This is a genomic window from Streptomyces sp. NPDC034099, from assembly GCF_055575415.1.
Window position 1 is genome coordinate 139,717 of record NZ_JBVISR010000011.1, and the last position, 13,521, is coordinate 153,237.

At 73.4% G+C, this 13,521-nt stretch carries 14 protein-coding genes and 1 pseudogene; 7 read left to right on the forward strand and 8 right to left on the reverse strand.

Going from position 1 to position 13,521, the window contains the following annotated elements:
- Positions 1 to 46: 46 nt before the first annotated feature.
- Positions 47 to 751: a pentapeptide repeat-containing protein gene (locus ACZ56V_RS28875; protein WP_468946270.1), complete on the forward strand. Its 705-nt coding sequence runs from the start codon at positions 47 to 49 to the stop codon at positions 749 to 751.
- 15 nt (positions 752 to 766) lie between these two features.
- On the opposite strand, the gene ACZ56V_RS28880 is transcribed toward ACZ56V_RS28875, so the two are convergent.
- The 3 genes from ACZ56V_RS28880 to ACZ56V_RS28890 are packed head-to-tail and all read right to left on the reverse strand — an operon-like array spanning position 767 to position 2,666.
- On the reverse strand, positions 767 to 1,477 hold the full coding sequence (locus tag ACZ56V_RS28880; protein ID WP_468946272.1) for a hypothetical protein: 711 nt from the start codon (positions 1,475 to 1,477) through the stop codon (positions 767 to 769).
- A gap of 22 nt (positions 1,478 to 1,499) precedes the next feature.
- A complete protein-coding gene (locus ACZ56V_RS28885; RefSeq protein WP_104636183.1) occupies positions 1,500 to 2,006 on the reverse strand; it encodes a hypothetical protein in 507 nt (168 codons plus the stop codon).
- A 60-nt stretch (positions 2,007 to 2,066) separates the two neighbouring features.
- Positions 2,067 to 2,666 (reverse strand): TetR/AcrR family transcriptional regulator, encoded by a 600-nt coding sequence (locus tag ACZ56V_RS28890; RefSeq protein WP_356359594.1) that lies wholly within the window; start codon positions 2,664 to 2,666, stop codon positions 2,067 to 2,069.
- Positions 2,667 to 2,774: 108 nt separating this feature from the next.
- On the opposite strand from ACZ56V_RS28890, the gene ACZ56V_RS28895 reads away from it, so the two are divergent.
- Positions 2,775 to 3,869 (forward strand): NAD(P)-dependent alcohol dehydrogenase, encoded by a 1,095-nt coding sequence (locus ACZ56V_RS28895; RefSeq protein ID WP_468946277.1) that lies wholly within the window; start codon positions 2,775 to 2,777, stop codon positions 3,867 to 3,869.
- A gap of 9 nt (positions 3,870 to 3,878) precedes the next feature.
- Positions 3,879 to 4,841, forward strand: a complete 963-nt coding sequence (locus ACZ56V_RS28900; protein WP_468946279.1) for a bifunctional GNAT family N-acetyltransferase/NUDIX hydrolase — start codon at positions 3,879 to 3,881, stop codon at positions 4,839 to 4,841.
- 30 nt (positions 4,842 to 4,871) lie between these two features.
- Here the strand turns inward: ACZ56V_RS28900 and ACZ56V_RS28905 are convergent, their stop codons facing one another.
- Positions 4,872 to 6,287 carry a M1 family metallopeptidase gene (locus ACZ56V_RS28905; RefSeq protein WP_398914691.1) on the reverse strand — a complete coding sequence of 472 codons (1,416 nt, stop codon included), beginning with the start codon at positions 6,285 to 6,287 and terminating at the stop codon, positions 4,872 to 4,874.
- A 94-nt stretch (positions 6,288 to 6,381) separates the two neighbouring features.
- Positions 6,382 to 6,951: a GlcG/HbpS family heme-binding protein gene (locus ACZ56V_RS28910; protein WP_468946282.1), complete on the reverse strand. Its 570-nt coding sequence runs from the start codon at positions 6,949 to 6,951 to the stop codon at positions 6,382 to 6,384.
- Positions 6,952 to 7,202: 251 nt separating this feature from the next.
- Here ACZ56V_RS28910 and ACZ56V_RS28915 point away from each other — a divergent pair, with 251 nt between their 5' ends.
- The gene (locus tag ACZ56V_RS28915) at positions 7,203 to 8,474 is read left to right on the forward strand and encodes a sensor histidine kinase (RefSeq protein ID WP_468946285.1); all 1,272 of its coding nucleotides are present in this window, start codon (positions 7,203 to 7,205) and stop codon (positions 8,472 to 8,474) included.
- Positions 8,471 to 9,130 carry a response regulator gene (locus ACZ56V_RS28920; protein ID WP_468946288.1) on the forward strand — a complete coding sequence of 220 codons (660 nt, stop codon included), beginning with the start codon at positions 8,471 to 8,473 and terminating at the stop codon, positions 9,128 to 9,130. The genes ACZ56V_RS28915 and ACZ56V_RS28920 overlap by 4 nt, the downstream gene beginning before the upstream one ends.
- Positions 9,131 to 9,197: 67 nt before the next feature.
- Here the strand turns inward: ACZ56V_RS28920 and ACZ56V_RS28925 are convergent, their stop codons facing one another.
- Positions 9,198 to 9,773: a TerD family protein gene (locus ACZ56V_RS28925; RefSeq protein ID WP_007450822.1), complete on the reverse strand. Its 576-nt coding sequence runs from the start codon at positions 9,771 to 9,773 to the stop codon at positions 9,198 to 9,200.
- Between the two features lie 174 nt (positions 9,774 to 9,947).
- On the opposite strand from ACZ56V_RS28925, the gene arfB reads away from it, so the two are divergent.
- Positions 9,948 to 10,385, forward strand: coding sequence for an alternative ribosome rescue aminoacyl-tRNA hydrolase ArfB (gene arfB, locus ACZ56V_RS28930; protein WP_467379833.1), 438 nt, complete (start codon positions 9,948 to 9,950; stop codon positions 10,383 to 10,385).
- Positions 10,386 to 10,403: 18 nt separating this feature from the next.
- On the opposite strand, the pseudogene ACZ56V_RS28935 reads toward arfB, so the two are convergent.
- Together ACZ56V_RS28935 and ACZ56V_RS28940 are read right to left on the reverse strand one after the other, a co-directional pair.
- A pseudogene (locus ACZ56V_RS28935) lies at positions 10,404 to 10,873 on the reverse strand (GNAT family N-acetyltransferase).
- A gap of 49 nt (positions 10,874 to 10,922) precedes the next feature.
- Entirely contained in the window at positions 10,923 to 11,531 is a 609-nt protein-coding gene (locus ACZ56V_RS28940) for a flavin reductase family protein (RefSeq protein ID WP_398914514.1), read from the reverse strand.
- Between the two features lie 313 nt (positions 11,532 to 11,844).
- Here ACZ56V_RS28940 and cdgB point away from each other — a divergent pair, with 313 nt between their 5' ends.
- The gene (gene cdgB, locus ACZ56V_RS28945; protein WP_398914516.1) at positions 11,845 to 13,509 is read left to right on the forward strand and encodes a diguanylate cyclase CdgB; all 1,665 of its coding nucleotides are present in this window, start codon (positions 11,845 to 11,847) and stop codon (positions 13,507 to 13,509) included.
- Positions 13,510 to 13,521 lie beyond the last annotated feature (12 nt).

The following is a 13,521-nucleotide window of genomic DNA, read 5'->3' on the forward strand; positions in this document are numbered from 1 at the left end:
CCGCAGGTCGGCGCGGGTTGTCAGTGACGGGGTGCAGCATGGGGCCATGGCGAGGAGAGCGGCGGGCACGGCGGGCGGGCGCGGTACGACGACGGTGCGCGGGGCGAGGCGCCCCCAGCTGCGGCTGCCGCCGCTGGAGCCGTTCGAGGACGGCGGCGGACTGGAGCCGGACGGGGACTACGACGCGCTGGAGTTCCGGGAGGCGGACCTGACCGGCCAGGACGGCGCGGGTGCCCGCTTCATGGACTGCGCGCTGACGGGCTGCGCGCTGGACGAGGCGTCGCTGCCCCGGGCCCGGCTGCTGGACACCCGTCTCACCGGCGTCCGGGGCGTCGGCACGAACCTCGCGGAGGCGACCCTGCGCGACGTCGAGCTGCTCGACGCCCGCCTCGGCGGCACCCAGCTGCACGGGGCCGTACTGGAACGGGTCCTGGTCCGGGGCGGCAAGATCGACTATCTCAACCTGCGCCGGGCCCGCCTCAAGGACGTCGTCTTCGAGAGCTGCGTCCTGGTCGAGCCGGACTTCGGGGGCGCCCGCCTGGAGCGGGTCGAGTTCGTGGACTGCGCCCTGAAGGACGCGGACCTCAGCGCGGCCACCCTCGTCGACGTCGACCTGCGCGGCGCCGCCCCGCTGGAGCTGGCCCGCGGCGTGGACCGGCTCTCGGGCGCGGTGATCAGCCCCGCCCAGCTCCTCGACCTCGCCCCGGTGCTCGCGGCGGAGCTGGGGGTGCGGGTGCTGGCGGAGGGGTAGGGCGGGTCCGGCGGATCACGCGTGGGCGCGTGCTTCGGTGAGGGCCCGCTGCCTGAGGTCGCCGAACAGCACCGTCGTGGTGGCGGCCAGGACGTCGTCCCTGCCGACGGTCCGCCGGTCCCCCGTGCGGGTGGACAGGGCCCCGAGGACATCCTTGGGGAACGGGGGCGCGGCCGCTTCGTCCGGCGCCCCCAGGACGACCGTGCCGAAGCGTTTGACCCCGCCCTCGCGGACGACCACGGCAGCGCCCCGGGCGAGGTCCGTCAGGAACACGCTCGCGATGCCGTCCAGGTCGCGGACCACCGCCGGGACGGCCGTCGCACCCCGGCTCCGCAGCAGCTTCCTGACCCCGGCCTCGAACCTGTGGGCACCCGTCACGGCACTCGGTGTGCGCGTCCCCCTGCGCCGGCGAAGGGGGACGAGGACACCGTCGGCGTCGTACAGGTCACCGGTCCGACATCGGAACGTCGGGCTGTGGACGTACCACGTGCCCCCCACCTCCAGCTCGACGTCGCGGTCGGTCGCCGAGATCAGGTCCCCGGGTACCAGCTTCTTCCGGGACTGCTCCGCCGCCGCCCTCCTCGCACCGTCGATGATCCCCGTCAGCACGGTCCGTGTGACCGACGCGGCGGCCCACGCCGCCGGCCGGGAGACGTGCAGCGGGGTCACGTCCCGGAACACCGCTTTGACGAGGGAGGGCTTGAACGGCGCGGGCTGTGCGGTCATCGGAAGGAACGCTCCCTGCTGTCTAGTCGGAGGGCATCCGCGGGAAACGGGACTGGAGGGTCCAGACCGCCGGGTTGTCCGCCAGGTCCTCGTGCAGGTCGGTGAGGTCGGCGAGCAGGTCGTGGAGGAAGTCCCGGGCCTCGCGGCGCAGTTCGGTGTGGGAGAAGGACAGCGGGGGTTCGTCCGCGGGCAGCCACTCCGCCTCGATGTCGACCCAGCCGAAGCGGCGCTCGAAGAGCAGGCGGTCGGTCGACTCGGTGAAGTCCAGCTCCGCCCGCTGGGGCCGCGCGGCCCGGGAGCCCGCCGGGTCCCGGTCGAGGTGCTCCACGATGTCGCACAGCGCCCAGGCGAAGTCGAGCACCGGCACCCATCCCCAGGCTGTGGACAACTCCCGGTCCGCCTTGGTGTCGGCGAGGTACACGTCCCCGCAGAACAGGTCGTGGCGGAGGGCGTGGACGTCCGCGCGCCGGTAGTCCGTCTGCGGCGGGTCCGGGAAGCGGGTGGAGAGGGCGTAGCCGATGTCGAGCACGCAGGTGATGGTGTCACGGCCCCGGAGCGGGCCATGCGCCGCGGGCCCGCCGCGAGCCGGTCACTCCGGTGACGTGGCCCGACGGACCGCGTCGCGGAGCAGGGCGCGCCGGCGTTCGTGCGCGTCCTCGGGCTCGTCGGCGGTCGCCGCGTAGACGTTGCTGACCGGTGACCAGGCCATGGACATGGCGATGACGAGGGCCAGCACGTCGAACGGGTCGCCCGGTCGCACCCGCCCTGCCGCCTGGGCCTCGGCGATGGCCCGGAGCTTGGCGTCGTCGCGGCGGTCGGCGTCCTCGACCAGGTGCCCCGCCGGACGCCGCTCCAGCCGCGCCCAGGTGGCCAGCCGGATGAGGTCGGGGCGGCGCAGATACTCGTCGTAGAGGCGCACGGCCCAGTCCGCGAGGTCGCCGGCGTCGATCGGCACGACGTTCACGATGCGGTCGAGCGAGCCGAAGAAGATCGCGTCGAACAGCCCGTCCTTGCTGCCGAAGTACGCGTAGAGCTGCGCCTTGTTGGTGCGCGCGGCGGCCACGATCCGTTCGACGCGGGCCCCGGCGATCCCGTGTTCGGCGAACTCCCGGGTCGCGACGTCCAGGATGCGCCGGTGGGTGGCGGCGCCGCGGGAGGTGAGGGGCTGGTCGGGGATGCGGTCGGGCATGGCCCCAGGGTATCCCACGGCCAAACAGAACAGTTGGTTTGCTCAACCCGGCGAACGGGTCTACGGTCAAACAGACCGAACAGTCTGTCTGAGGAGCGGGGAAGAGCCATGAGGACCACAGTGGGCTGGCATGCGGAGCCCGGGAACGGCGCCGGGACGACCCCGACACTGCGCCGTGCCCCGCTGGAACGGCGAAACCTGCGCCCCGACGACGTCGCCGTCCGGGTCGACTACTGCGGCGTCTGCCACACGGACCTGCACGCCCTGCGGGCCGGGGGCGCCGACGGGAGCGGTCCGCAGCCCCTCGTCCCGGGGCACGAGTTCACGGGCGTGGTGACCGAGACCGGCACCGAGGTCACCCGCTTCCGGGCCGGAGACCCGGTCGCGGTCGGCAACATCGTCGACTCCTGCGGCGCGTGCGCCATGTGCCGGATCGGCCAGGAGAACTTCTGCCACGGTTTCCCCACCCTGACCTACGGCGGCACCGACCGCGTCGACGGATCGACCACCCTCGGCGGCTACAGCCGCGAGTACGTGCTGGGCGAACGGTTCGCGTACGCCCTCCCCGCCGGCCTGGACCCGGCGGCCGCGGCACCGCTGATGTGCGCGGGGATCACCGTCTGGGAGCCCCTGCGCGCCCTCGGCGCCGGGCCCGGCACCAGCGTCGCCGTGGCCGGTCTCGGCGGCCTCGGCCACCTCGCCGTGAAGTTCGCCGTCGCGCTCGGCGCCGACACCTCGGTCATCAGCCGGTCGCCGGGCAAGGCCGAGGACGCCCGACGCCTGGGCGCCCGCGGGTTCGTCGTCTCGACGGACGCCGGGCAACTGGCCGCCGCCCGCGACCGGTTCGACATCGTCATCGACACCGTCTCCGCCCCGCACGACCTCGGCGCCTACCTCCGCCTGGTCGCCCTGGACGGCACCCTCAGCCACCTCGGGCACCTCGGACCGGTCACCCTGGAGACCCTCGACCTGCTCATCGGCCGCAAGAAGCTCAGCTCCGCGGGCAGCGGCGGCCGGAAGGGCACCGCCGAGATGCTGGCCTTCTGCGCCGCGCACGGCATCACCGCCGACATCGAACTCCTCCCCTCCGCCCGCGTGAACGAGGCCCTCGACCGCCTGGACCGGGGCGACGTCCGGCACCGCTTCGTCCTCGACCTCTCCGACCTGGACCGGTCCGGCCGGCAGGGCCCGACGGCCGGATAGGTTGCCCCCGTGATCCTGACCCCGCTGCCCCTCACCCCCGACCACGACATCCCGGGCCCCGTCCTCACCGAACTCACCGCCCTCTACGCCTCCCAGCGCGCCTTCCACGCGCTCAGCGGCGACTTCCCCGACCCGGACGACATCCGCCCGGAGCAGGTGGCGGCCGCGCTCGCCGACGAACTGGCGCGGCCCGGCGCCGAGGTGCTGCTCGCCCGGGACGCGGGCCGGCCGGCCGGGATCGCGGTGACGCTCGCCCGGCATCCCGACCGGACCGACCCAGACCCGTGGATCGGGCTGCTGATGGTGGACGCGGGCCTGGCGCGGCAGGGTCACGGCAGGCGGCTGGTGTCCCTCCTCGAGGACCGGTTCCGCGCCGCGGGCCGCACCGCCGTGCGGCTCGCCGTCCTCGACGGCAACACCGCCGGGCTCGCCTTCTGGACCGCCCTCGGCTACACCGTCCTGGACCACCGCCGGGACCTCGGCGCCGGCCGCCCGTGCACGGTGCTGCGCAGGGAACTGGAGAGCGGCACCCTGCGCACCCCGCGCCGCGCCGCCCGTGTCGCCGTGCTCGACCCCGAGGGCGCGGTCTTCCTCCTGCGCTACGACAACGTCGAGGTCGGCGTGCACTGGGCGATGCCCGGCGGCGGCCTGGAGGCGGACGAGAACCCGCGCGAGGGCGCCCTGCGCGAGGTGCGCGAGGAGACCGGCTGGACCGACCTGGAACCGGGCCCCCTGCTCTGCACCTGGGAACACGACTTCACCCACCTGAGCGTCGGCCCCGTCCGCCAGTACGAGCACATCTACGTCGCCCGGGGCCCCCGCCGCGAACCCACCGGCCCCGACCTCGCCGCCGCCCACGCCGCGGACGGCATCCTCACCTGGCGCTGGTGGAGCCGGGCCGAACTCGCCGAGGCACCCGAGCCGCTCTGGCCGCCGGACCTGGCCCTGCTGCTCGACGGCTTCGAGGGCTGAGGAGGGTGAGACGGCCGCGGGCGTGGTGGTTCACGGCGCGTCCGGCCGGCCGTCCCCGCGCAGCCAGTCCGCCCAGATCTCCGAGAAGTCCTCGTCCGGCGCCGACTTCTCCACGTAGGCCGTGAAGTCCCCGGTGTCCGCGTTGCCGTGGCGGTGGGCGGCGGCCCAGCCGTGCAGCAGGTCCCAGAAGGCGTCGTCGCCGACCGTCTCGCGGATCTTGTGCAGGACCATCGCGCCCCGCTGGTAGACCGGGCTCTCCGAGATGTGCGCCGCGTCGGGCGGGTCCGCGGGCGGGAACGCCCAGATCGAGTCGTTCGCGTCCTCGTCGTCGTAGTACGTCCCGTCGTAGAGCGCCTCGAAGGTCTCCTGGGCGGTGTCGCCGCCGTGGTCCTCCTCCCACAGCCACTCCGCGTAGGTGGCGAAGCCCTCGTTGAGCCACATGTCCCGCCAGGTCTTCGGGCTGACGGAGTTCCCGTACCACTGGTGGGCGAGTTCGTGGACGAGCAGGACGGTGTCGGGGGCGCCGGGGAAGTAGGGCCGGTTCTGGGTCTCCAGGGCGTACCCCGCGTCCTCGTCGCGGTCGACGATCGCGCCGGTGGAGGAGAAGGGGTAGGGGCCGAAGTTCTCCTGCGCCCAGTCCATGATCTCGGGGATCCGCTTCAGGACCTTACGACTCGCGTCGGCCTGGGCCGGGTCGACGGCCGTGTACACCGGCAGCCCGTCGTCCGTGGTGGAGCGGGCGGTCTCCCACTTGCCGACGGCGACGGTGACGACATGGCTCGCCATCGGCTCGGCGGTGTGCCAGGTGAACGTCGTACGGCCGTCCCGGGTCCGCTCGTCGCGCAACTCGCCGTTGGAGACCACGCCCAGGCCCTCCGGCACGGTCATCGCGAGGTCGTACGTCGCCTTGTCGGAGGGGTGGTGGCTGCCGGGGAACCAGGCCATCGAGCCCGTCGGCTCACCCAGCCCGACCGCGCCGTCGGCGGTGGGCAGCCAGCCCTCCTCGGAGTCGTCGGGGTCGGTGATCGTCTCCGGCTCGCCCGAGTACCGGACGGTCACCCGGAACGTCTCCCCGTCGTTCAGCTCCTCGGCCGGGCGGACGGTCAGTTCCTGTCCGGCCCGGTTGAAGCGGGCCTTCCGGCCCTCGACCGTGACCCCCTCGACGTCCAGGCCCTTGAGGTCGAGGTCGAAGGCGGACAGGTCCCGGGTCGCGCGGGCGGTGAGCGTCGCGCTGCCGCTGAGGTGCCCGCCCCCGGCGTCGGTGTCGGGGTCGTAGTCCAGGGCCAGGTCGTAGTGGCCGATGTCGTAGCCGCCGTTGCCCGCCTTGGGGAAGTACGGGTCGCGCACACCCGAGCCGCCGGGGGAGCCGTCGACCGCGCCACCGCCACTGCACGCCGCGAGGGCGAGGACGGTGGCGGTGGCTACGAGGAGACGGGGGGTGGGGATGCGCACGACGTGATCCTATGGGGCGTTTCACGTGAAACGCCCGCTGGGGCCGCCTGTTGGGACCGGCTGTGAGCCTGTGGCCGCCGGCCTCGGGTCAGTTCAGCGCCGCCGCGCCCGCCTGGGCGAACTTCTCGTCCAGGGTGCCGGACGGGGCACCCGCGACGCCGATGCCGGCGATCGGCGCCTTGCCCGCGGTGACCGGGACCCCGCCGCCCAGGAACAGCGTGCCCGGGATGTCCTTCAGGTTCGGGGCGTTCTCCAGGCGGCCCTCCAGCTCGCTGGTCGGGGCGTTCCAGGAGACGGCCGTGTACGCCTTCTTCTCCGCCGACTCGTAGGACTGCGGACCGGCGCCGTCACCGCGCAGGGTGAGGATCGTGTTGCCGTTGCGGTCGACGACCGCGACCGTGACCCGCTGGCCCTCCTTCTCGGCGGCCTTCAGCGCTGCCTGCGCGGCCTCGGTGGCGGCGTCGATCGGCAGGTGCGTGGAGGTGGTGGTGTCGTGCTTGCCGGCCGCGGCGGCGGGGGCGGCGGACACCGCGGAGTCCTGGGCGGCCTCGGGCGCGGAGGCGTTCGCGGCCACCGTGCCGAAGGTGCCGGCGGCGACGGCGGCGAGCACGGCGCCGCCGGTGGCGAGGCGGGCACGACGGGAGAGGGTCTTCTTCATGGCGGTCTGCTCCTCGGGGTGAGGTCGGGCGGGTTCGTGCTCTCCACTCTCCGGTCCGCCCCGGGGGCGCACGGTCGCCGTTCCGGCTGCTCGTGGGCGACGGAACGGGCGACGGCGGGATCGTCCGATCGGTTGACCCACGGGGCGCCCGAAGCGGGCACCATGGGAGTGTTCACGCAGCTCAGCGGACCTCTGCGGCACGTTGGGGAGCAGCGCGGCAGGAGAGACGGGCAAAAGGAGGCGGGTGACGGATGCCGAAGCCGTACGACCACCCGGACACCCGGTGGCTCGGGGCCGTCATGCACGTGGCGTTCTTCCTGCTGCTCGGCGGTGCCCTGGCCCGCTTCCTGCTGCGCCACCCCGGGGAGCCCCGCACCCCCTGGATCCTCGCCCTGTCCCTCGCCCTCGCCGTGCTGCACCTGCTCGGGCCCGTCCTGAGCGGGCCCGCGCCGTCCGCTCCCGCCGTTCCGCCCGCCCGGCGGCGCCTGGCCTGGCTGGGGCCGGTCGTCGTGGTGTGGATGGTGCTGGTCGTGCTGGCGCCCAGCTTCGCCTGGTGCGCGGTGCCCCTCTTCTACACCGGCCTGCGCACCCTGCCCGCCCGGGCGGCGCTCGTTCTGGTCACCGTCCTGACGGTGTTCGTCGTCGCCGCGCAACTGCGGCTCGCGGGGGGCTTCGACCCCAACCTGCTGCTCGCCCCGCCCGCCGTCGCCGCCATCGCCGCGGCCGTGTTCCTGCACACCGAACGGCAGGCCGCCCGGCAGCGCGCCCTGATCGACGACCTGATCCGCACCCGCCGCGAACTCGCCGCCTCCGAACGCCGCGAGGGCACCCTCGCCGAACGCCAGCGCCTCTCGATGGAGATCCACGACAGCCTCGCCCAGGGCCTGTCCAGCCAGCGGATGCTGCTCCAGGCCGCCGAGCGGGTCTGGGAGTCCGACCCGGGCAAGGCCCGCACCCACGTCCGGGGCGCCGCCTCCGTCGCCGAGCACAACCTGGCCGAGGCCCGCCGCTTCGTCCACGACCTGGCCCCGGCCGACCTCGCCCGCGGCGGCGGACTGGAGGCGGCGCTGCGGGCCCTGGCCGCGCGGGAGTCCGGCGACCACCTCACCGTCCGCGTCCACGTCGACGACGGCGCCCGCGTCCCGCCGCTGCCCGACCGCGTCCAGTCGGCGCTGCTGCGCATCGCCCAGGGCGCACTGGCCAACGTCCGGGAGCACGCGGGCGCGTCCACCGCCGCGCTCAGCCTCACCCTCCTCGACGACGAGGCCGTCCTGGACGTCACCGACGACGGGCACGGCTTCGACCCGGCGGAGCCCTCCGACGCCCCCGCCGGGATGCGCGGACACGGACTGCCCGCCATGCACGCCCGGTTGCGCCAGCTGGGCGGCACCCTGACCGTCGAGTCCGCGCCCGGCGAGGGCACCGCCCTGTCCGCCGCCGTCCCCCTGGACCCGCCCCGAACCGACCCGGCACATCCGCCGGACCCGCCGGAACCGGCCGACCCGCAGGAGGCACCCCGATGACCGCACCGGCAGACGGCGGGCCCGCCCGTGCTCCCGTGCGCATCCTGGTCTGCGACGACCACGTCGTCGTACGCGCCGGGCTGCTCGCCCTGCTCGACAGCGCGCCCGGCATCGAGGTGGTCGGTGAGGCCGGCACCGGCGAGGAGGCGCTCGCGCTCTCCGCACGGCTGGCGCCGGACGTCGTCCTGATGGACCTTCAGCTCGGTGCGGGCATCGACGGCGTGGAGACCACCCGCCGCCTCACCACGGGCACCGGCCGCGCGCCGCACGTGCTCGTCCTGACCACGTACGACACCGACGCCGACATCACCCGCGCCATCGAGGCGGGCGCGACCGGCTACCTGCTGAAGGCCGAACGCCCCGAGGAACTGTTCGCCGCCATCCACGCCGCCGCCCAGGGCCGTACGGCACTGTCCGGGCCGGTCGCGGGCCGGGTCATGGCCAGTCTGCGCAAGCCGCGCCCCGCCCTCACCGACCGCGAACGCGACATCCTGGCCCAGCTCGCCACCGGACTCGGCAACCGGGAGATCGCCCGCGCCCTGTTCATCAGCGAGGCCACGGTGAAGACGCATCTGCGCCGCATCTACGACAAGCTCGGCGTCGACACCCGCGCGGGCGCGGTCGCGGTGGCCAAGGAGCAGCGCCTGCTGCCGTGAGGGACGCCGAAGGCCCCCCGGCCGGACGTCCGGGGGGCCTTCGTACGGAACGAACGGGCGGTGAACGTCAGACGTTCACGCCGAAGTCCTGGGCGATGCCCACCAGGCCCGAGGCGTAGCCCTGGCCGACGGCGCGGAACTTCCACTCGGCGCCGTTGCGGTACAGCTCGCCGAAGACCATGGCGGTCTCGGTGGCCGCGTCCTCGGACAGGTCGTAGCGGGCGATCTCGGCGCCGCCGGCCTGGTTGAGGATGCGGATGTAGGCGTTGCGCACCTGGCCGAAGTTCTGCGAGCGGTTCTCCGCGTCGTAGATCGAGACCGGGAAGACGATCTTCTCGATGTCGGCCGGCAGACCGGCCAGGTTGACGTTGATCGCCTCGTCGTCGCCGGCGCCCTCGCCGGTGCGGTTGTCACCGGTGTGGACGATCGTGTTGTCCGGCGTCTGCTTGTTGTTGAAGAACACGAAGTGGGCGTCGGAGTAGACCTTGCCCTGCGTGTTGACCGCGATCGCGGAGGCGTCGAGGTCGAAGTCGGTGCCGGTGGTGGTGCGGACGTCCCAGCCGAGGCCCACGGTGACTTCGGTCAGGCCCGGAGCCTCCTTGGTGAGCGAGACGTTGCCACCCTTGGACAGGCTTACAGCCATTGTTGGGAGTCCCTTCCCTCGTTTACTTACGGCAAGAAAGCTACAGCTACCACCATGAACGACGAGAGGGGTCCACAAGGTTCCATCTCTCTTTACTTTCTTTACCGAGGCCGGGACCGGGACCTGAACGGGTTCGGGATATTCGGGTGACGCGGGCCGTCCGCGGACGGGAACATGGAGGGCATGTCCGGTCCCCATGTCATCCGCGGCTCCGTCTCCCTGCCCGAGGCCGAGCTCGTCTGGCGTTTCTCGCGCTCCTCGGGGCCCGGCGGACAGCACGTCAACACCACGGACACGGCCGTGGAGCTGCGCTTCGACCTGGCGCGGACCGAGGCCCTGCCCGAGGTGTGGAAGCAGCGGGCGCTGGAGCGGCTGGCCGGGCGCCTGTCCGACGGGGTCGTCACCGTCCGCGCCTCCGAGCACCGCTCCCAGTGGCGCAACCGCGAGACCGCCGCCGTACGCCTCGCCGCCCTCCTCGCGGAGGCCACCGCGCCGCCGCCCAGGCCCCGCAGGCCGACCCGCATACCGCGCGGCATCAACGAACGCCGGCTGCGGGAGAAGAAGCAGCGCTCGCAGACCAAGCGGGGGCGCTCCGCGCGGGACTGGGACTGACCGGCAGGCGCCCCCGTCTCAGTCCAGCTCCAGCACGCCGGCCGTCTCCTCCTCGGCCTTCTCCCCGTTCGGACGGAAGCCGAGGCCCAGGTAGAACTTCTCGGGACCGTCCCCGCGGGGTGCCAGGTGACGAAGCACTCCCTGCCGCCGCGGCGCCGGACCTCGGCGGCCACCGACTCCACGGCGAAGCGGCCGTACCCCCGGCCCTGCTCCCCGGCGGCGATGTTGAGGCGCCACAGACCGGAGCGCAGCGCGCTGCCGTCGTCGTACCAGTCGATGCCGAAGAAGCCCATGAGGAAGCCGACGGGGCGGTCGCCGTCGAGGATCAGGCGGGGCCAGGGCTTCTCGGGTTGGACGTAGGCCTCGGCGAGGGACTTCACCACCGGGGCCACGGCGAACTCCTGCTCGGGGCGCACCCGTACGGCGAGGGCGGCCTCGATGTTCGCGGGGGTGATCTTCTCCAGGCGGAGCGCGGGGCTGGTCGTCATGCGGGCACCCCAGGTCGGCATCCGCGCGCCGGACGAGCGGATTACCCGCTCAGCCCAGCTGCCGGTACCGGCCCCGGAAGTAGGTCAGCGGACCCCCGTCCGCGCTGGGCAGCGCGGCGGTCAGGACCCGGCCGATCACCAGGGTGTGGTCGCCGGCCGCCACCCGCTGCTCGGTGCGGCACTCCAGGGTCGCCAGGGCGCCGCCCGCCAGGGGCGCCCCGGTCGCCTCGCCCCGCACGTACGGGATGTCCGCGAACAGGAGGCGGTCGCTGACGCGGCCCTTCATCGCGAAGCGGCCCGCGATGTGCCGCTGGCTCTCGGTCAGGACGGAGACCGCCCACAGGGGCTGCTCGGCCAGCAGGTCGTCCATGCGGGAGCCCTCGCGCAGGCCGACCAGGACCAGGGGCGGGTCCAGGGAGACCGACATGAAGGCGGTGGCCGTCATTCCGACGTCCTCGCCGCGCGGTGCCAGCGGGTCGTCGGGATCCAGCGGCGGCTCCTGCGCGGTCACCAGGACCACGCCCGAGGCCAGCCGGGACATGGCGGCACGGAACTCCTCGTTGCTCACCCCCTCAGCATGCCCGGAGGCGGGCGAGGGCAACGGGGACGCGGGGGCCGCGGGAGACCCGGGATACGTGAGAGACGGAGTGTTCGGCACCCCGCCACGCTAATCTCCGGGGCACGGGCGGGGTATCGGACCCCGGTCCGAACCGGGTCCTAGGACCACGGAAGGAGACGTGCGCATACCCACAAACTTTGCGTTCGGTAAACGCACAGGGAAAACGCGGAAACCCCACTCAATTGTTCATGTTTAGCTGTGACTTGAGTCACAAGGGGCGGTAATTGTTGACCCTGTGTACCGAGTGGGGAGCGCGCTGTGATTCAGTGGCGGGGAACCTGCAAGGGCACCATCAGTAAAGGCGCCGAAGAGAACCCTTGATTCACTGCGAGGTCTCGGGGGGAGGGCGAGCATGGAGACCGACTCGGAGCCCTATGTCCGCCTGGCGTCCCTGCGGCAGCTGCACCAGGCCATGGCCGACATGAACAAGGCCCGCAGCCTGGCCGACACCCTGCAGGCCGTCGCCGACGGCGTCGTGCAGGCCCTCAACTACGAGCTGGCGTGCGTCAACCTGGTCGGCCCCGACGGCGACCTCGTCGTCGCCGCCTTCGCGGGCAACCCGGCCGCCGAGGCGCTCATCACCGGCCGCTCGGGCTCCCGCGAGTCCTGGGACCGGCGCCTGAACATGGGCGAGCAGTGGGGCGACCTGATCTTCATACCCCACACCGAGGGCTGGGTCCTCGACGACGACGACGTCCCGCAGTGGTACACCGACGGGCCCGCGCCCCGCTTCGAGGACGAGTGGCACCCCTCGGACCGGCTCTTCGCCCCGATGTACGCGCCGGGCCCCCAGGGCGGCGGCAACAGCGGCGAGCTGATCGGCGTCCTGTCCGTGGACCGGCCGCGCAACGGCCGCCGCCCCGGCGCCTGGGGTCGCGAGGCTTTGCAGATGTACGCGTTCCAGGCCGCCATCGCGATCAGCAACGCCCGGCTCCGCTCCAACATGCAGCGCGCCCTGGTCCGCCTGGAGCGCGACCAGCAGGCGCTGCGGGCCAGCGAGGAGAGCTTCCGGCAGGCCTTCGAGTACGCCCCCTCCGGCATGGCCATCGCCGAGATGGGCGGCGACCAGCACGGCCGCATCCTGCGCACCAACGACGCGCTGTGCCGCCTGCTGGGCCGCCGCGCCTCCGCGATGCGCCGCTACGCCTTCTCCGACCTGGTGCACCCCGAGGACATCGGCACCCTGCTGCGCACCTCCGCCGAGGGCGGCCGGGCCGAGCTGCGCCTGTGCCGCCGCGACGGCACCTACGTCTGGGTCTCGCTGCGCAACAGCGTCGTCGCCGACGCCGCCGACGGGCCGCGCTTCCTGCTCACCCACGTCGAGGACATAGAGGAGCGCAAGCGCCGCGAGCTCCAGCTCGCCCACCGCGCCTCCCACGACTCCCTCACCGGCCTGCCGAACAGCGCCGAGCTGCGCTCCCGGCTCGCCGCCCGGCTGTGCCAGCGCCCGCAGTCCTCGCACGCGGCCGTGGCCGACGCCATGGACGCCGCCTACGGGCACTCCGCCGTGTTCGACTCCGGCGGCCACACCTTCGACTTCGGCGGCTCCGTCGAGCCGTACGGGGCCTTCGACCACCATGTGCACGCCGTGGCCCCCCAGGACGGGCGCGACGACGGCACCAAGGGGCTCGCGGTCCTCTTCTGCGACCTGGACGGCTTCAAGTCGATCAACGACCGGTTCGGGCACAACGCGGGCGACGCCGTGCTGATCGAGGTCGCCCGGCGGCTCAGCGGCGGCGTCCGCGACGGCGACACGGTGGCCCGGCTCGGCGGCGACGAGTTCGTGATCCTCGCCAACGGGCTCGGCCGGGCCGACGCCCAGGACCTCGCCGTACGGCTGCGCAACGAGATCATCCAGCCCATCCGGGCCGAGGGCCGGGCCGTCCGCGTGGGCGCCAGCTTCGGCATCGGCTGGGCCCACTGCGGCATGACGGCGGACGAAGTCCTGAAGTCGGCTGACGAACGGATGTACGTCGAGAAACGATCTCGTCCCAAACAGCACCGCCGCGCCGGATGATCAGCAGGTCAG